Genomic DNA, 16679 nt, shown 5'->3' with positions numbered 1-16679 from the left:
CTACCAAGCAACCTGTAGCGGTAATCGGTAAAGGCGGTTGCCAATCGCTTCACCGGATTGCTACCCTGTCTGGTGTAACCGCTAGCCCGGTTACTATGCGTATAACTACAATATGAGAAATTCCTCTTTGACTGGCCAATAGCGATATTGGCCATTTTTTTATCGGCCTTGCAGCATGGCAGGCAGGTTATCTTCACCGTACAGGTGGAGGGCACCAACGGCGACGACGTAATGACCCGGTGGCAATGCGTCCAGCTTTTGCTGCCAACGGCGATTGCGGTGGTGCATTAATCTGTCATACAGCTCGGCACTGAAGGTGGAAGGCAGATTTTCTAACGTGTTACCTGGTTCGCCATCCAGCCACCAACCGATCATGGTTTGCAAGAGCCGCGCATTGGTATGCCAGTGTTCCAGAGTATCATGCAGTAAGACCATGCCCCCTTCTGGCAATTGTTCCAACAGATTCAGCTGTTCTTCCGCCCCTTCCAGTTCAATGACCGGTTTCTGTTGCGTTTTGGCGATTTGCAGTAATTGGTAATCAATACCATATTCGGCGCGTAACCCCAGTTGTTGGGCCTGGCGTGCCTGCATCATTAAGGCGATCTGCCACCCGGGCAGAGCAGAGAAGGTTGCTATATCGGTTCCCAACTCCTGGCACAGCGTTTGTAGCTGGCAGAATTCTGCGGCAGAGAGGCGTTGTTCCAGCGCGAGGTGTTGATCAGCATGACCAAAGGGCGAAGAATCGGTGATATCAGCCTCCACAATCAACGCATCGGCCTGCTGCAAGCGCGCAACTAACTGGGCAGGCAACGGGGACATATCCCTGGTGCCCATATGAATGCTCCCTACCAAGTGAAGCTGGCGTTTACCCGCAAGAGAAATATCCAACGCTGGGTAAGCGTAGGCGGTGGGGGAAATGATGCCAAGAAAAGCGGCGAGGCGGCGTAACCGTTGACCCATACAGCATGACTCCTGATGATTCCCTCCTCTTTCAAATAGCTGTGTCAGCCACAGCCAATTGAAGTTTTTCGGGTTTAACATGTTCCCCATGCTAAACGCTCTCTGCGGTATAAGAAAGTCTGAACAGTGAATGATAACCGGAACGCGAGCAATAACGTTCCGGTTTAGGTATAGCGCCTACTGTTTGGGAGTAAAGCGTAGCAAGCGGTTGGCATTACTGACCACGGTAATGGATGAAAGCGCCATTGCCGCACCGGCGACCACCGGGTTAAGCAGGGTTCCAGTCAGCGGGTACAGCACACCGGCAGCAATCGGAATGCCGAGAGTATTATAGATAAATGCCCCCAACAGGTTCTGTTTCATATTCCGCAGCGTAGCTTTCGACAGCGCCAGAGCATCAGCGACACCGTTCAGGCTGTGGCGCATCAGGGTAATGGCGGCGGTTTCAATGGCGATATCGCTGCCGCTGCCCATGGCGATGCCCACATCGGCTTGCGCCAGCGCGGGCGCGTCGTTGATACCATCGCCCACCATTGCCACACGGTGGCCCTGTGCCTGCAACTGCTTGATAGCTTCTGCTTTGCCATCCGGCAAGACACCGGCAATCACCCGGTCGATACCGGCTTCTTTGGCAATCGCATTCGCGGTGATCGGGTTATCGCCGGTCAGCATCACCAGTTGATAACCTTGCCGATGCAGGCGTTGCAGTGCGCTTACGCTGTCGCTACGCAAAGGATCGCGAATAGCAAACAGGGCAACGGGTTCACCGTTGGCGGCCAACAGCACGGGAGTGATGCCACGCTCAGCCTGTTGTTGTACCAGTGCATCCAATTCGTGGCTAACAGTAACCCGGTTTTCTTGCAGCAATTTAGCGTTGCCGAGCAGCAATGGCACGCCTTCTACTTCACCGCTGACGCCAGAACCGCGCAGCGTGCGAAACTGTTCTACCTGCGGCAATATTTGCCCATTGGCATGTTCAACGATGGCGCGCGCCAGGGGGTGGCTGGCCCCTTGTTCCAAGGCAGCAGCCCAGCGTAATGCCTGTTGCTCATTCACCGGGTCAAAGGTAATGATTTCCACTACCCGTGGTTGACCTTCCGTCAGAGTCCCGGTTTTATCGAATACCAAGGTATCCAGCGTGCTGGCCTGTTGCAGCGCATCGGCGTCGCGCACCAAGACCCCAAACTCTGCCGCTCGGCCAACACCAGAGATGATCGACATGGGCGTTGCCAAGCCTAACGCACAAGGGCAGGCAATGATCAGCACCGTGGTGGCGATCACCAGCGTATAAACCAGTTGCGGCTGTGGGCCAAGAAAGTACCAGATTGCGCCGCTGAACAAAGCGATAACCACTACGGCTGGAACGAACACCGCCGAAATTTTGTCTGCCAGTTGACCAATTTCCGGCTTGCTGCTCTGCGCCTGGCGTACCAGTTTGATAATGCGCGCCAGCGTGGTTTGGCTACCGATAGCCGCCGCACGAAACAGAACGCTACCGTCATCAACCACCGTACCGGCATGTACCTTATCGCCGTTCCCTTTCTGCTGCGGCACTGCTTCGCCGGTCAGCATGGCTTCATCGATCCACACTTCGCCTTGAATGATTTCACCATCAACCGGAACACGATCGCCAGTGGTCAGGCGCAATATCATCCCCAGTTGCACTTCGGCCAGAGGGATATTCTGTTCACCGTTTTCCGTTACCAGCCTGGCGGTGGGCGGCGTTAGATCGAGCAGCCGTTCCAGCGCCTGGGACGAACGCTGCCGCGCACGCTGTTCAATGGCATGGCCCAGATTAATCAAACCGATGATCATTGCACTGGCTTCGTAGTACAGATGTTGTGCTTCCATAGGGAAAAAATCTGGCCAGAGATTGACGCTGATGGAATACAACCAGGCTGCACCTGTACCCAGCGCCACCAGTGTATCCATGGTGGCGCTGCCGTTCATCAATGCGCGCCAGGCATTGCGGTAGAAGTGCCCCCCGGCCAATATCATCACTGCCAGGGTAATGATGCCGACCAGTAGCCACGGCCGCTGGGTTTCTGGCGTCAATGACATACTGCCGCCAAAAATACCCCAAGCCATCATTGGAATACCTAAGGCCAGTCCCATGGCCGCCTGCCAGCGATAACGCTTCATATTGGTTTGAGCGGTTTGCTGCTGACGCGCGCGGCGTTCGGTTTCATCCTGAATCATTTCCGCGCCATACCCGGCTTTTTCTACTGCGGCGATCAGCGCCTGAGGTGCTGCGCTGCCGCTGACCAGTGCGCTGCGTTCAGCCAGATTGACGCGTGCCTGTTTGACACCAGGAACGTTTTGCAGCGCATGTTGGACTTTGCTGACGCAGCTGGCGCAGCTCATGCCACTGAGCAATAGCTGTACGCTGTCGTCATCGGCTGCCGGAAGGGAGGAAAGGGCCGCTGCCTGAGTTTCCGGCGAAGTAGGGGCTGATGCAATCAGCGGCTCAGTTTTTGGGTGGTCGGCAGCTCCAACAAGGTTGGCATGATAACCAGCGGCTTCTATTGCGGCGATCAAGGGGGCTGCGGCGGCATCGCCGTAAACGTTGGCCAGTTCGAGGCTGACTTCGGTAGCGATCACTCCCGGCACCGCTTCCAGCGCTTTACGAACATTGCCTACGCAATGCATACAGGAAAGGCCAGCAAGCTGTAGCTTGATATCGGCCTGGGTGGCGACTTCGGCCTGATAGCCTGCCGCGGTAACGCTGTCAATCAATACTGCTGCGGGTGCTGCGCCGGTCACTTTGGCATAGCGAACGTTGACTTCTGCCTGTTCGACATCGTGGCGGCTTTCCAGGGCTTTTTTCACCCGCTGCGCACAGTTCATGCAGGAAAGCCCCTGCAATGCTAGTACGGTAATCTGGGACATAATTTGTTTCCTTGCAAAAAGGGAATGGTTTGGGGCTTGAGCGCCTTGGCTCTCAGCATTGAAAAGGAGCTTAAACCTTCCAGCAAGGGTAAGGTCAATAGAATATTATGTGGATAGAAAGGGATTTTTATTAACACTGCCCACAACGCGATCACACGTCGATAAAAAGCTGTGGAATCAAGGTTTTTGCATTATGCGCGCTGTCTAACAATCCACTTTGCTAGCAGCTTGATAACAACGAATGCACACGTGGCAATAGTCAAATGCATCAGTATCATGCAGGCAAGATAAAAATCTCCATAGTCCACCCCTATGTTTTGAGTAAACTCAAAAAGAGCATCAGCTTGTCTCTGTGTAAGCCATACAGGTGGAACAATCCGTGCCGACAACACAAACAAGGCAATGAACCCCAATACGTTACAAAGCCGGGCAGTAATCTTCATAACCAACCACCTCAATCGTCCCGTATGCTGCCAGATCTGTACCCGGAATAATCACGGTCGACGTTGCGAGCAGCATGTTTCTGATCATAGAAAAGTCCGTAGAACGGGACATTGTTATACAACCCTTTGATTCCCGGTTTGGCCCCATCGGATGTAACCGGAAGTTCCCTCTTTTTACACCATCAATAAAAGTGAAATCATCAATCGTGCCATCATCGCGATACAGCCCAAACCATTGTGAACGTATATTACTGTTGAATACACTGGCTAGCGTTTCTCTAAACCTTGTGCGGTAACCTCCAACGGGGCGGGCAACTATCCAGTATCGGCCTGTAGGGATCGCACCGTCGTTCTTCAAATATGTGCAACCTGGCTGATTTCGGAAACCATCCATTCCTGAAAATGCGGGGAATCGGCCAACACCGCTAAAATCTAGCGGCGCAAACTGCGCCTTGTTGAGATAAAACTTTCCATTCATTGCCACCGCATCCTCTCCCTGTTCGTTTGCACGGCTCACGTAATTTAGCATAAAAAAGCCAGTCTGGAGACTGACCGATGCGGTATGGCATGGTCTATGCGCACTTTATCCCAGGCTGCTTAAGCGGGGCCGCAAGCCTGAATCCCTTTGGCATTGCCTCCATAGATTGAAGGTCAGAAGGGGGTAATTGGGGAGGAATGGGGTTATAATTTATTGATTTCCTACCGCCACATCAGCGGCTGTAGGTTCCGTAAACCTTCCAGCAAGGCCAAGGGGGTTAAATGAATATTAGTGATGTTGCCAAAAAAACCGGTTTAACCAGCAAAGCGATTCGCTTTTATGAAGAGAAAGGCTTGGTGACCGCTCCGATTCGCACGGAAAACGGCTATCGCAGCTATGACCCGAAACATGTTGAAGAACTGACACTGTTACGCCAGGCGCGCCAGGTAGGGTTCAATCTTGATGAGTGCCGCGAGTTGGTGACGCTTTTCAACAATCCGGTACGCCATAGCGCCGATGTTAAAGCGCGCACTTTACAAAAAGTGGCGGAGATTGAGAAACATATCAATGAATTAAGCACAATGCGCCAGCGGCTGTTGGTTTTGGCAGAGCAGTGCCCGGGTGATGAAGGGGCAGACTGCCCGATCATTAACGATCTGGCAGGCTGCTGTAACAAACATTAACGGATAATGGCGCGAACCACCAGCGTGACGCCTTCGACGGCCACGACTTCAACCTCGGTGCCTGCTGGCAGATCTTCATTAGCCTGCGCACGCCAGCTGCTGTCGGCAATATTGACGCGGCCCAGGCCGTTGTGCATCGCCTCGGTCAGAGTAGTACGCGTGCCAATCAACTGGCGGTTACGCTGGTTCAGCACCTGCGAACCGCTGGATACAGGCCGCTGGCGCAACCAGTACCACCATAGATAAGCCACGGCAATGGTCATCACGGCAAAGATGCTGCCCTGCCACTCCCAATTAAGCTGTGGCAGCAGCCTGACGAGGATCCCGACCAACACCGCTGACACACCGCTCCACAGCAGATAACCACTGGCACCCAACATTTCGGTTGCCAACAGCAACCCACCAAGAGAGATCCAGAACCATTGCGGATTTGCTGCGATCTGCTCAAACATAATTATTGGCCTTTACTTTCTTTCAGTAGCTCGCTGATACCACCGATGGAGCCCAGCAGGCTGCTGGCATCCAGCGGCATCATGATCACTTTGCTGTTATTGGCGGAACCGATTTTCTGTAGCGCGTCGGTGTATTTTTGTGCCACAAAGTAGTTAACCGCCTGAATGTTGCCGCTGGCAATCGCGTCAGACACCAACTGCGTTGCCCGGGCTTCTGCTTCGGCGGCACGTTCACGCGCTTCCGCTTGCAGGAAGGCGGACTGGCGCTCCCCTTCGGCTTTCAGGATCTGTGACTGTTTATCCCCTTCGGCACGCAGGATTGCGGCTTGGCGAACCCCTTCGGCTTCTAGAATATCAGCACGTTTGGTTCGCTCTGCCTTCATCTGTGCGTTCATGGAGGCGATCAGTTCAGCGGGTGGGCGAACATCACGAATCTCGATACGAGTGATTTTGACGCCCCAGGGATTGGTGGCTTCATCAACGATATGCAGTAAACGGCTGTTGATGCTGTCGCGCTGCGAAAGCATTTCGTCCAGTTCCATTGAACCGAGTACGGTACGGAAGTTGGTCATGGTGAGGTTGACAATGGCCTGTTCCAGGTTGCTGACTTCATAGGCAGCACGTGCCGGATCAACCACCTGAATAAAACAGACGGCGTCGATGGCGACGTTGGCGTTATCACGTGAAATCACCTCTTGGGAAGGGATATCTAACACTTGTTCCATCATATTGATTTTGCGGCCGATACGGTCCATGAATGGCACAACGATGCTTAATCCTGGCATCAGTGTTTTGGTGTAACGGCCAAAGCGTTCGACTGTCCACTGGAAACCCTGCGGTACAATTTTGACGCTGGCGAAGACAATAACCAATGCAACAACGATCACAACCGGAATAACGGTAAACATGACACAATCCCCTGTTAGATGTATGTATAGATATTACGTCAAGGATGGGAGAAAGCCTAATATTGCTGCATAAATAGCGGATTTTACGAAGGGTTTTTTCCATTTTGCAATGCGCTTGATGGAGTACCTCTGCCCCCGGCTAAGGCGCTTAATAGCCGCTAATGGGGTGGCGAAGTCATGTAACTGACTTAAATACGGTATGTGTGGGCTGTCAATCTCGGGAGTATTCGGGCGAGGTGAAGACTGTTGGATTATGAAATAACAACGCCTTCATACAGCATGAAGGCGTTGATGAATGTCCCTAAAAAGGACGGTGATCAGTACAGGAGTGAATACAGCTGGCGGCGATATTTGGCGGCCAGCGCATCGCCAGTTCCCAATGCAGCCAGAATATCCATTAACGTTTTGCGTGCATTACCATTAGCAGCGGCCAGATCTTTCTTCAGGTGGCCCATCAGCAGCTCTAGCGCTTCTTCGTTGCGGCCAACCTGATGCAGTTGTAAGGCTAACTGAACGGCCAATTCAACGTTCTCCGGTTGTTGCTGCGCCTGTTGCTGTAATTGCTGGATTTCCGGCGTATCGGCGGCCTGCTTCATCAGCTCAATCTGAGCAATCAGCCCCTGGTAGCGGGTATCGCGATCTTGCAGCGGAATGGTGGCTAATACCGCTTCAGCATCTTCCATTTTGTTCAGGGTGATTTGCGTCTCTGCCAACAGCAGGCCGATATCGCTGCGTTGGTTACTGGATTGCCAGGCCTCTTTCAGCAGCGGCAGCGCATCAATAGCACGATCTTCCTGCAACAGTTCGGTAGCTTCTGCCAGTTTCAGATCTTCGGCTTTTGGCAGAAAACGTTGCAGAAATTCTCGGATCATCTCTTCTGGCTGTGGGCCTTGGAAGCCATCAACCGGTTGGCCGTCTTGGAACATATAGATGGTTGGGATAGAGCGCAGCCCAAATTGGGAAGCGATCATCTGTTCTGCATCACAGTCCACTTTGGCTAAAATGAACTGACCGGCGTATTCCGCTGCCAGCTTATCCAGAATCGGTGTGAGTTGCAGGCAATGTTGGCTGCGATCCGACCAGAAGTAGAACAGCACCGGGGTGGACATGGATTGATCCAGCATCTGGTGCAAATTTGTTTCATTAATATCAACAACGGCTTGAGCTAGCATGGTTTTTCTCTCTGATCTTGCGGGAGCGATTCTATTCTAAATGGGGGCAAACTGGCGCACTTCAACCCCGGTTTAACCATTGCTGCGCAGTATCCAATCCAGCGCACGGCCCGGCAGCAGGCGGCGTAGCAGGCTCATAGCATGAGCCAGCAGGGTTACCGGATAGCGCAGTTTGGCCCGCGGGCTTTCCAGTGCGTGGCGGAGTTTGGGCAGAACGGCTTCCGGCGGCAGCGTCAGGCGTTTGGCGATGCCAGGGTTATGCACGGGCTTGTCACTCTGCGTCTGATTGACGTTCTGGGTGAAATAGGTGGTGAGCGGGCCGGGCTCAATCAGGCTGACCTGAATACCCGTGCCGTGCAGTTCCATACGTAGCGCATCCGACCAGGCTTCCAGCGCAAACTTGCTGGCGGCATAGGCCCCACGGCCGGGGCTGGAAATCAGCCCCATCACCGAACTGGTCTGAATAATACGCCCTTCACCGTGCGGCAGCATGGCGGGTAACAGCAACTGGGTTAATTGATGAGTGCCAAACAGGTTGGTGGCAAACTGCTGTTCTAATTGCTGGCGCGAGAGGGTACTGAGCGGGCCATAGACGCCGTAACCGCCATTGTTGAACAAACCATATAAGCGCCCATGGGTCATTTCGATCACCTGTGCCGCCGCACGCTCCACGCTGGCGCTATCGTCCAGATCCAGTTCAAGGCCTTCCAGCCCGAGCTGGCGCATGTTTTCCACGTCCTGAGGTTTACGGCAGGCGGCCAGCACGCGATAGCCACGGTTACGTAGATCTTGCGCGGCAATCAAGCCGATTCCGCTGGAACAACCGGTTATCAATATCGCTTTTTGCATAACTTTACCTAGTAGATAGCCCTATTTAGCGAGACTCATGTTTTACTAGAGGTTCCAGCCGCTCAGCCATCCAGGTGGCGATAAACGGTTGGGCATCCTTGTTCGGATGCAATCCATCGTCCTGCATCCATTCCGGCTTTATCACCACCTGTTCCATAAAGAACGGTAGCAGCGGAATGTCGAACTGTTTGGCCAATGCCGGATAAATTGCACTGAAAGCTTCAGTGTAGCGGCGGCCATAGTTGGGTGGAATATGGATTTGCATCAGCAGAGGTTGTGCGTCAGCCTGCTGTACCAGAGTGATAATCTGGCTGAGATCGCGTTGGATATCCTGAGCGGGGAACCCGCGCAGGCCATCGTTGGCACCCAGTTCAATTATCACCCAACGCGGCTGGTGCTGTTTCAGCAGTTCAGGCAGACGCGCCAGCCCTTGGGCTGCGGTGTCGCCGCTGATACTGGCGTTGACGACCTGCGGGCCACCGGGCGGTTTTTGCCAACCGTTAGCCAGCAGTGTCGGCCAAGCCTGCGCTACCGGCAAACGATAGCCAGCACTTAAACTGTCGCCCAAAATCAATAAGGTATCGGCGGCGGCACGTAAACTGAATAATCCCAACAGCAAAAGGAAGGGAAGATGCCAGCGGAAAACGTTCTTGAAGTTCATCATCTTAGTAAACACGTTGGTCAGGGGGATCATCAGCTCACCATCCTTACCGGAGTTGAGCTGGTTGTCAAACCCGCGCAGACAATTGCCCTGATTGGCGAGTCTGGTTCAGGAAAATCGACGTTGTTGGGTATTCTTGCCGGGCTGGATGATGGTAGTGAAGGGGATGTGTATTTATTGGGCGAGTCGCTGACCGAGCTGGATGAAGAGGGGCGTGCCGCTTTACGTGCCAAAAACGTCGGTTTTGTGTTTCAGTCTTTTATGCTGGTGCCAACCTTGAATGCGTTGGAAAACGTGCAATTACCTGCCTTGCTGCGGGGGGAAAGCGATCGCGATAGCCGTGAGCAGGCGGTACAACTGCTGGAACAGCTTGGCCTGGGCAAACGCCTGACGCATCTGCCAGCACAGCTTTCCGGTGGCGAACAGCAACGTGTGGCGCTGGCGCGTGCTTTCAGCGGCCGCCCGCGCGTGCTGTTTGCCGATGAACCGACCGGTAATCTGGATCGCCAAACCGGTGAGCGCATTGTCGATTTACTGTTTTCTCTTAATCGTGATTTTTCTACCACGCTGATCCTGGTCACTCATGACGAAACGCTGGCCGCGCGTTGCCAGCGGCGGCTGCGCTTGCGCGCTGGCAAACTGTGGGAGGAAGCATGATCTGGCGTTGGTTCTGGCGTGAATGGCGTTCGCCTTCGCTGCTGATTGTCTGGCTGGCACTGACCTTGTCGGTGGCTTGCGTGCTGGCGCTTGGCAGTATCAGCGATCGTATGGATAAAGGCTTGAGCCAGCAAAGCCGCGATTTTATTGTCGGTGACCGGGTACTGCGCAGTGCGCGCCCGGTGCCGGAAGGGTGGCTGCTTGATGCACAGCAACAAAACCTAAAGGTGAGCCGCCAGTTATCGTTCACCACCATGACCTATGCCGGTGAGCGGCCGCAGCTGGCAGAGGTGAAAGCCACCGACATGGCGTATCCGCTGTATGGCAAACTGGAAACGCGCCCGGCCAACGTGAAGCCGGAGCCGGGTACGGTGCTGGTTGCCCCAAGGTTGCTGGCGATGCTGGGGATTAGCGTCGGTGACAATCTGGAGGTGGGGGACACCACTCTGCGCATCACCGGCGAAATCATTCAGGAACCGGATGCCGGTTTCAATCCATTTCAGACTTCGCCGCGGGTGATCATCAACCTGGCCGATGTAGAAAAAACCGGTGCGGTGCAACCGGGCAGCCGCCTGACCTACCGCTATATGTTTGCCGGTACAGCGGAGGATATTCAGCGTTATGAAGAACGTTTGAAGCCGCAGCTCAAGCCGGATCAGCGCTGGTTCGGCCTGGAGGAGTCTGGCAGCGCGTTGGGGAAATCGTTGCAGCGTTCGCAGCAGTTCCTGCTGCTGTCGGCATTGCTGACGTTACTGTTGTCAATTGCCGCAGTGGCGGTGGCGATGAGCCATTATTGCCGTAGCCGTTACGATCTGATCGCCGTGCTGAAAACGCTCGGGGCCGGGCGCAAGGCGTTGAGCAAGCTGATTATTGGCCAGTGGCTGGCGGTGCTGTTGTTGGCAGGCGGCTGCGGCAGCTTGATTGGGCTCGGGTTTGAAAGGTTGTTGATCCGCCTGTTGACGCCGGTATTACCAGGGGCGCTGCCCGCTGCCGGGGCCTGGCCGTGGCTGTGGGCGATGGGGGCATTGGTGATGATTTCATTGCTGGTCGGCCTGCGCCCATACCGGCAACTGTTGGCGACGCAGCCGCTGCGCGTGCTGCGCCGGGACGTAGTGGCTAACGTCTGGCCGCTACGTTATTTTCTGCCGCTGACGGTGGCGATCGTGGTGGCACTATTGACTGTGCTGATGGGGGCGAGCACGTTGTTGTGGTCAATCCTCGCCGGGATGGTGGTGTTGGCATTGCTGCTGGGCGGGATTGGCTGGGGCAGTTTGTTGGTGCTGCGGCGTATTACGTTAAGAAACCTAGCGCTACGGCTGGCTGTGAGCCGCCTGCTGCACCAGCCGTGGGTGACTGTCAGCCAACTGGCGGCGTTTTCACTGTCGTTCATGCTGTTGGCGTTGCTGCTGGTGCTGCGCAACGATCTGCTCGATCGCTGGCAACAGCAATTGCCACCGGACAGCCCGAACTATTTCCTGCTGAATATGACGCAAGCACAGGTGCCACAGGTCAAAACCTTCTTGCAACAGCACCAACTGAAGGAAGAAACCTTCTACCCGATTGTACGGGCGCGCCTGACGGAGATTAATCAGCAGGTGGCGACAGAAAGAGTAGGTGAAAACGAGCCGGGTGGAGAAGCCGTCAACCGTGAGTTGAATCTGACTTGGCAGGCAGAGCAGCCCGATCATAACCCGTTAACCGCAGGTACTTGGCCACCGAAGAGTGGGGAAGTGTCGATGGATGAGGGCATTGCCGGGCGGCTTAACATCAAATTGGGGGATATCCTGACGTTCAGCGGTGATACCCAGTCGTTCAGTGCCAAAGTCACCAGCCTGCGGCAGGTGGATTGGGAAAGCCTGAAGCCGAATTTCTACTTTATTTTCCCGCCGGGTGCCTTGGATGGGCAGCCGCAGACCTGGCTGACCAGCTTCCGGTATGACGGTGACGATAAGGTGCTAACTCAACTGAACCGGCAATTCCCGACCTTGAGCCTGCTGGATGTGGGCTCCATTCTGAAACAGATCGGTGGCGTGTTGCAGCAGGTGAGCCGGGCGCTGGAAGTGATGGTGGTGCTGGTGGTGATCTGTGGCGGTTTGTTGCTGCTGGCGCAGGTGCAGGTAGGGATGCGCCAGCGCAGACAAGAACTGGTGGTTTACCGCACCTTGGGAGCCGGTAAACGCCTGCTGCGTGGCACATTGTGGAGTGAGTTCGCGCTGCTTGGGCTGGTGGCTGGCATAGCGGCGGCGGTAGGTGCTGAAGCGGCATTATGGCGGCTACAAACTAAAGTGTTTGATTTCCCATGGGTGCCGACACCGGTGTTGTGGTGGGCGTTGCCGCTGCTCAGTGGGTTGCTGTTGTCGCTGTGCGGTGGCTGGTTGGGGGTGCGTTTGCTGCGTGGGCAGGCATTATTCCGCAGTTATGAAGGGTAATCAGCCGTGATTAAAAGCCAATCTCAATTAGCGTGATTATTGCCTGTTGGGATTGGCTATCACCTCATTTACACCGTCTAGTGGTCTGCCTTGTTGGCCATATTGCAGTGCTATTTTACCAGCGCATTGAAAGGAATAATGGCGCCGTAATCATTCACAAAACTGCCATCAATTTTATTACCTGCATGACCGGGCAAATCCAAGACCAGTGTTGAGCGGGGGGCTATCATCGTACCATTGAGTTTTTTACCGCTAACCGACAGGCTCGCGAAAGAGACATAATACGGGGTGGGGTTGTTCGCCAGCACATTGTTGCCCTGAGTACTCCAGGTCATCGCTTTGGCGGCATCGTTTGCATAACCTGCTAGCCCGGCCGGGCGATAGAACAGTTTGATGCGATTGCGAAAGGCCATCTTCAGGTGATTATCGTCAGTGCCTGCTACGCTCTTGGCCGGGATTTCCATCACATTCAGCCAGAACACCGATTCTTTATCCATAGGTAGGGTGCCATTGGTATAAATGATACGCAGTGTCTGGCCTTTACCTGGCTCAAGGCGGCTTATGGGCGGGGTTAACAAAAACGGTACTTTGATCGTTGCCGGTTTGGCGTCGGCATCGCCGTTATCAATCCAGCTTTGTAACAGCACCGGGGATGAGCCCACATTATTGACCTGGAGAGTAACGTCTTGGGCATCCGATGGGTAAATCACGCGAGTACCGTTAAGCACGATGCTGGCTAAGCTACTGGTGCTGAACAGGATGACAGCGGCGAAAGTGCAAACCTGACGTATATTGTGAGAAAAAAGTGCCATAAAAACTCCCGACGCAGATTCAGAAAAGGATCGCCTTGCTTGGATATAGCATAGATTACATTACTCATTATTGAGCCGGTGGTCGTTAAGCGGTTTTTGTGATGACGTTGTTGTTTTCACAACACGTTTTTGTTTGCCAGGTTTTTGACGTTAGCTGGTGAGCAGGCTCGAACGGAAGATATTGAAATGAAAATCCAGGGTAGCAATGATTAGTAGGGCCCGTGATGGGCCCTTGACGAGATTAATTCAGCCTCTGTTGCGCCCAGGCTAAACCACTTTGATATTCGCTGGGTAACAGCGGCGCCAACGCGTGCAATGTGTGTTGCAGTGACGCCGCATTGGGATCGTTAAGGTTCAGATGCCCAAGCTTGCGGCCTTCCCTCACCTCTTTCTCATACCAGTGCAGGTGGACCAGCGGCAGAGCCAGCCATTGCGGATTCAGCGCAGTGCCAATCAGGTTAATCATCACCGACGGTGTATTGACCACCGGCGTTGGCAGTGGCAGATCAAGAATAGCGCGCAAATGCAGTTCAAACTGGCTGATCGAAGCGCCGTTTTGTGTCCAGTGTCCGCTGTTGTGTACACGCGGTGCCAGTTCGTTGATCAACAAACGCTCGCCGACGATAAAGCACTCCATTGCCATCACACCAACGTAGTTCAATTCATCCAGAACGGCTGACAGCATCTGTTCAGCTTGTTGCTGCAACGCCGGGTTTGGCTGTGGTAAGGCTACGCTGGCGCGCAGGATGCCTTCTTCATGCAGATTGTGGGTCAACGGGTAGAACACCGATTTACCATCATGCCCACGTGCACCGACCAAAGACACTTCGCCAGAGAAATTGATCCCCTGTTCAACAATACATTCGCCGTAAGCATCAGCCGGTAATTGGTTTTCCTGGCCGGGGCGCAAACGCCACTGCCCACGGCCGTCATAACCGCCAACGCGGCGTTTGACGATCGCCAATTCGCCCAAATTCGCAAACACCTGCGGCCATTGGCTGCTGTTTGCCAGCAATTGCCACGGAGCGGTGGCCAGATGGAGCCGGTCGAGCAGTTGTTTTTGCGTCAGGCGATCGGCCAGGCGTGGGAAAATATCGCGGTTGACGAAGTTGTTGTGAATAGCGAGTTCGCGGGTGAGTGCGGTTTCCGGCCAGCGTTCGATCTCGGCGGTGATCACACTGTTCTGATAAGGCACGGCTTCCGGCTCTGCATCAAGGCCCACCGGATAAACAGCAATCCCCAGAGGTTCACCGGCCTGGCGCAGCATGCGCCCCAACTGGCCGTTACCCAGTACGCAAACCGGTTTCATGCTTCCTCCCGTGGGTCTGGGTTATTCAGCACATCGTCAGTCTGAGCCTGCCGCCAGATAGCCAAACGCTGTGCCAAGGCAGCATCGTGCAGCGCCAGAATTTGCGCCGCCAGCAGCCCGGCGTTTGCCGCGCCGGCTTTGCCAATCGCCAGTGTGCCAACAGGAATACCGCGTGGCATCTGCACAATCGAATACAGGCTGTCGACACCGCTCAAGGCAGCGCTTTGTACCGGAACACCCAGCACTGGAACCAGCGTTTTTGCCGCCAGCATACCCGGCAGGTGTGCGGCACCACCGGCACCGGCGATAATCACGTCAAAACCGATGGCGCTTGCGTGCTCAGCAAAGCTGAACAGCTTGTCTGGCGTGCGGTGGGCGGAGACGACTTCGACATGGTACGGGACATTGAGCTGGGTCAGGACTTCGGCCGCGAATTGCATGGTGGCCCAGTCACTTTTTGATCCCATTACAATTGCGATTTTAACCTCAGCGTAAGTGGCTGAAGCAGCGTTGGCTCCCATGGGGGTATGCTCCTGTCGTTGTACAGATGTCGGCCAGCAGGCCGGATGAGGGCGTAGAGCATATCATGGGAGTGTAGTGAGGAAAACGGTTGCGTCGTTGGTTTTTGCCGTAAAAGCACACTGTTATCAGAAAGGGAATGAGATCAGTTCAACGGCCTCTGCGGTGACTTTTACCATGGAACCTTCCGTATGCCAGGCTCCCAGCACCACTCGGTGAGCGGTAGTATCGTTCAGCGTAAGCTGATGTACCGCCGGGCGGTGGGTATGCCCGTGGATCAGCCACTGCACGTGGTGGCGCAGCATCGCCTGCTCAACGGCCTGCGGATTGACATCCATGATCGCTTCAGATTTGTACTGATTAGTGTGCTGGCTGCGCGCGCGCATTGTGGCGGCGATCTTCAGGCGCCAGCGTAAAGGCAAAGCCAAAAACAGCTTCTGGAGCCAAGTGTTATGTACTTTACGGCGGAATTCCTGATAAGCCTGATCGTCAGTACACAGGGTATCGCCGTGCATGATCAGGATCTTGCGGCCATACCGCTCGATAACCTGTTGTTCCGGTAGCAGAACCATGCCGCTGGCCTGAGCAAAGCGCTTGCCGAGCAGGAAATCGCGGTTGCCATGAATAAAGTAGCAGGGGGTGCCAGCCTGTTGCAGCATTTTTAAAGCCGCAGCGATTTCAGCGTGCAGAGGCTCGGGGTCGTCGTCGCCAATCCAGGCTTCAAACAGATCGCCCAGAATGTATAACGCATCGGCGTGAACGGCTTCCCGCTGCAAAAAACGCAGAAAACCGGCAGTGATTGCCGGTTCCTGTGCGCATAAATGCAGGTCTGCGATGAACAGGGTGTTCATGCGGTTTGTGATTACTCGCTGACGGTGACGCTGTTGATCACCACATCTTCAACCGGAACATCCTGGTGCATACCGCTACGGCCGGTTTTCACGCCTTTGATTTTATCAACCACATCCAGGCCTTCGCTGACTTCGGCGAACACGCAGTAACCCCAACCCTGAGCATTTTCGCCGCGGAAGTTCAGGAAGTCGTTATCTACCACGTTGATGAAGAACTGTGCGGTAGCAGAGTGCGGATCGTTGGTACGTGCCATCGCCAAGGTGCCACGGGTGTTTTTCAGGCCGTTGTTAGCTTCGTTTTTAATGGTGGCTTTAGTGTCTTTCTGGCGCATACCGGGTTCAAAACCACCGCCCTGCACCATAAAGCCATTAATCACCCGGTGGAAGATGGTGTTGTCGTAGAAACCTTCACGGCAATAGCTCAGGAAGTTTTCAACGGTAACCGGTGCTTGATCGGCAAAGGTTTTGATAACGATGTCGCCGTGATTGGTGTGGAAAGTAACCATAGTCGTAGTCCTAGCAAGATGAAGTGGGATTTCACGTCAGAGGTGAACGATCAGACCGGCTTTATAACATATCTCAATGAGTGAGTCAGCAATGGGCGGAA

The 16679-nt window shown here is 54.4% G+C and carries 16 protein-coding genes; 3 read left to right on the top strand and 13 right to left on the bottom strand.

The window, feature by feature from the left end; all coding sequences use genetic code 11:
• Window positions 1-159: 159 nt before the first annotated feature.
• The 3 genes from Z042_RS21515 to Z042_RS21500 form a co-directional block, all read right to left on the bottom strand.
• Window positions 160-960: a TraB/GumN family protein gene (locus Z042_RS21515; RefSeq protein WP_024913925.1), complete on the bottom strand. Its 801-nt coding sequence runs from the start codon at window positions 958-960 to the stop codon at window positions 160-162.
• 177 nt (window positions 961-1137) lie between these two features.
• Window positions 1138-3849, bottom strand: a complete 2712-nt coding sequence (gene copA, locus Z042_RS21510; RefSeq protein ID WP_024913926.1) for a copper-exporting P-type ATPase CopA — start codon at window positions 3847-3849, stop codon at window positions 1138-1140.
• A gap of 417 nt (window positions 3850-4266) precedes the next feature.
• The gene (locus Z042_RS21500; RefSeq protein ID WP_236849201.1) at window positions 4267-4821 is read right to left on the bottom strand and encodes a DUF2778 domain-containing protein; all 555 of its coding nucleotides are present in this window, start codon (window positions 4819-4821) and stop codon (window positions 4267-4269) included.
• A 230-nt stretch (window positions 4822-5051) separates the two neighbouring features.
• Between Z042_RS21500 and cueR the strand changes: the two genes are divergently transcribed.
• A complete protein-coding gene (gene cueR, locus Z042_RS21495; protein ID WP_024913929.1) occupies window positions 5052-5453 on the top strand; it encodes a Cu(I)-responsive transcriptional regulator in 402 nt (133 codons plus the stop codon).
• Here the strand turns inward: cueR and Z042_RS21490 are convergent.
• The 5 genes from Z042_RS21490 to tesA form a co-directional block, all read right to left on the bottom strand.
• On the bottom strand, window positions 5450-5905 hold the full coding sequence (locus Z042_RS21490) for an NfeD family protein (RefSeq protein WP_024913930.1): 456 nt from the start codon (window positions 5903-5905) through the stop codon (window positions 5450-5452). The two genes, cueR and Z042_RS21490, sit on opposite strands and share 4 nt — an antisense overlap.
• A gap of 2 nt (window positions 5906-5907) precedes the next feature.
• The gene (locus Z042_RS21485) at window positions 5908-6813 is read right to left on the bottom strand and encodes an SPFH domain-containing protein (RefSeq protein ID WP_024913931.1); all 906 of its coding nucleotides are present in this window, start codon (window positions 6811-6813) and stop codon (window positions 5908-5910) included.
• Between the two features lie 317 nt (window positions 6814-7130).
• On the bottom strand, window positions 7131-7985 hold the full coding sequence (locus Z042_RS21480) for a co-chaperone YbbN (protein ID WP_024913932.1): 855 nt from the start codon (window positions 7983-7985) through the stop codon (window positions 7131-7133).
• Window positions 7986-8057: 72 nt separating this feature from the next.
• The gene (locus tag Z042_RS21475) at window positions 8058-8834 is read right to left on the bottom strand and encodes an SDR family oxidoreductase (RefSeq protein WP_024913933.1); all 777 of its coding nucleotides are present in this window, start codon (window positions 8832-8834) and stop codon (window positions 8058-8060) included.
• Window positions 8835-8859: 25 nt separating this feature from the next.
• Window positions 8860-9495 carry a multifunctional acyl-CoA thioesterase I/protease I/lysophospholipase L1 gene (tesA, locus tag Z042_RS21470; RefSeq protein WP_162149756.1) on the bottom strand — a complete coding sequence of 212 codons (636 nt, stop codon included), beginning with the start codon at window positions 9493-9495 and terminating at the stop codon, window positions 8860-8862.
• Between tesA and ybbA the strand changes: the two genes are divergently transcribed.
• Complete coding sequence (gene ybbA / locus Z042_RS21465; protein ID WP_024913935.1) at window positions 9466-10152, top strand: putative ABC transporter ATP-binding protein YbbA; 687 nt, start codon at window positions 9466-9468, stop codon at window positions 10150-10152. The genes tesA and ybbA overlap by 30 nt on opposite strands.
• Entirely contained in the window at window positions 10149-12581 is a 2433-nt protein-coding gene (ybbP, locus tag Z042_RS21460; RefSeq protein ID WP_024913936.1) for a putative ABC transporter permease subunit YbbP, read from the top strand. The genes ybbA and ybbP overlap by 4 nt, the downstream gene beginning before the upstream one ends.
• Window positions 12582-12691: 110 nt before the next feature.
• Here the strand turns inward: ybbP and Z042_RS21455 are convergent, their stop codons facing one another.
• The 5 genes from Z042_RS21455 to ppiB form a co-directional block, all read right to left on the bottom strand.
• Window positions 12692-13393, bottom strand: coding sequence for a fimbrial biogenesis chaperone (locus Z042_RS21455; RefSeq protein ID WP_024913937.1), 702 nt, complete (start codon window positions 13391-13393; stop codon window positions 12692-12694).
• A gap of 241 nt (window positions 13394-13634) precedes the next feature.
• A complete protein-coding gene (purK, locus tag Z042_RS21450) occupies window positions 13635-14702 on the bottom strand; it encodes a 5-(carboxyamino)imidazole ribonucleotide synthase (protein ID WP_024913938.1) in 1068 nt (355 codons plus the stop codon).
• On the bottom strand, window positions 14699-15223 hold the full coding sequence (gene purE, locus Z042_RS21445) for a 5-(carboxyamino)imidazole ribonucleotide mutase (RefSeq protein WP_024913939.1): 525 nt from the start codon (window positions 15221-15223) through the stop codon (window positions 14699-14701). The genes purK and purE overlap by 4 nt, the downstream gene beginning before the upstream one ends.
• Before the next feature lie 126 nt (window positions 15224-15349).
• The gene (locus tag Z042_RS21440; RefSeq protein ID WP_024913940.1) at window positions 15350-16072 is read right to left on the bottom strand and encodes a UDP-2,3-diacylglucosamine diphosphatase; all 723 of its coding nucleotides are present in this window, start codon (window positions 16070-16072) and stop codon (window positions 15350-15352) included.
• A gap of 11 nt (window positions 16073-16083) precedes the next feature.
• The gene (gene ppiB / locus Z042_RS21435) at window positions 16084-16578 is read right to left on the bottom strand and encodes a peptidylprolyl isomerase B (protein WP_024913941.1); all 495 of its coding nucleotides are present in this window, start codon (window positions 16576-16578) and stop codon (window positions 16084-16086) included.
• Window positions 16579-16679 lie beyond the last annotated feature (101 nt).

This window comes from Chania multitudinisentens RB-25, assembly GCF_000520015.2.
In the GTDB taxonomy this organism is placed as follows: Bacteria; Pseudomonadota; Gammaproteobacteria; order Enterobacterales; family Enterobacteriaceae; genus Chania; species Chania multitudinisentens.
Note: the sequence above shows the minus strand (reverse complement) of the source record. Positions and strands in the feature narration are given on the sequence as shown.

Coding starts and splice junctions, on each gene's coding strand:
- Z042_RS21515 (WP_024913925.1), bottom strand. CDS start 960: ATGGGTCAACGGTTACGCCGCCTCGCCGCTTTTCTTGGCATCATTTCC.
- copA (WP_024913926.1), bottom strand. CDS start 3,849: ATGTCCCAGATTACCGTACTAGCATTGCAGGGGCTTTCCTGCATGAAC.
- Z042_RS21500 (WP_236849201.1), bottom strand. CDS start 4,821: ATGCTAAATTACGTGAGCCGTGCAAACGAACAGGGAGAGGATGCGGTG.
- cueR (WP_024913929.1), top strand. CDS start 5,052: ATGAATATTAGTGATGTTGCCAAAAAAACCGGTTTAACCAGCAAAGCG.
- Z042_RS21490 (WP_024913930.1), bottom strand. CDS start 5,905: ATGTTTGAGCAGATCGCAGCAAATCCGCAATGGTTCTGGATCTCTCTT.
- Z042_RS21485 (WP_024913931.1), bottom strand. CDS start 6,813: ATGTTTACCGTTATTCCGGTTGTGATCGTTGTTGCATTGGTTATTGTC.
- Z042_RS21480 (WP_024913932.1), bottom strand. CDS start 7,985: ATGCTAGCTCAAGCCGTTGTTGATATTAATGAAACAAATTTGCACCAG.
- Z042_RS21475 (WP_024913933.1), bottom strand. CDS start 8,834: ATGCAAAAAGCGATATTGATAACCGGTTGTTCCAGCGGAATCGGCTTG.
- ybbA (WP_024913935.1), top strand. CDS start 9,466: ATGCCAGCGGAAAACGTTCTTGAAGTTCATCATCTTAGTAAACACGTT.
- tesA (WP_162149756.1), bottom strand. CDS start 9,495: ATGAACTTCAAGAACGTTTTCCGCTGGCATCTTCCCTTCCTTTTGCTG.
- ybbP (WP_024913936.1), top strand. CDS start 10,149: ATGATCTGGCGTTGGTTCTGGCGTGAATGGCGTTCGCCTTCGCTGCTG.
- Z042_RS21455 (WP_024913937.1), bottom strand. CDS start 13,393: ATGGCACTTTTTTCTCACAATATACGTCAGGTTTGCACTTTCGCCGCT.
- purK (WP_024913938.1), bottom strand. CDS start 14,702: ATGAAACCGGTTTGCGTACTGGGTAACGGCCAGTTGGGGCGCATGCTG.
- purE (WP_024913939.1), bottom strand. CDS start 15,223: ATGGGAGCCAACGCTGCTTCAGCCACTTACGCTGAGGTTAAAATCGCA.
- Z042_RS21440 (WP_024913940.1), bottom strand. CDS start 16,072: ATGAACACCCTGTTCATCGCAGACCTGCATTTATGCGCACAGGAACCG.
- ppiB (WP_024913941.1), bottom strand. CDS start 16,578: ATGGTTACTTTCCACACCAATCACGGCGACATCGTTATCAAAACCTTT.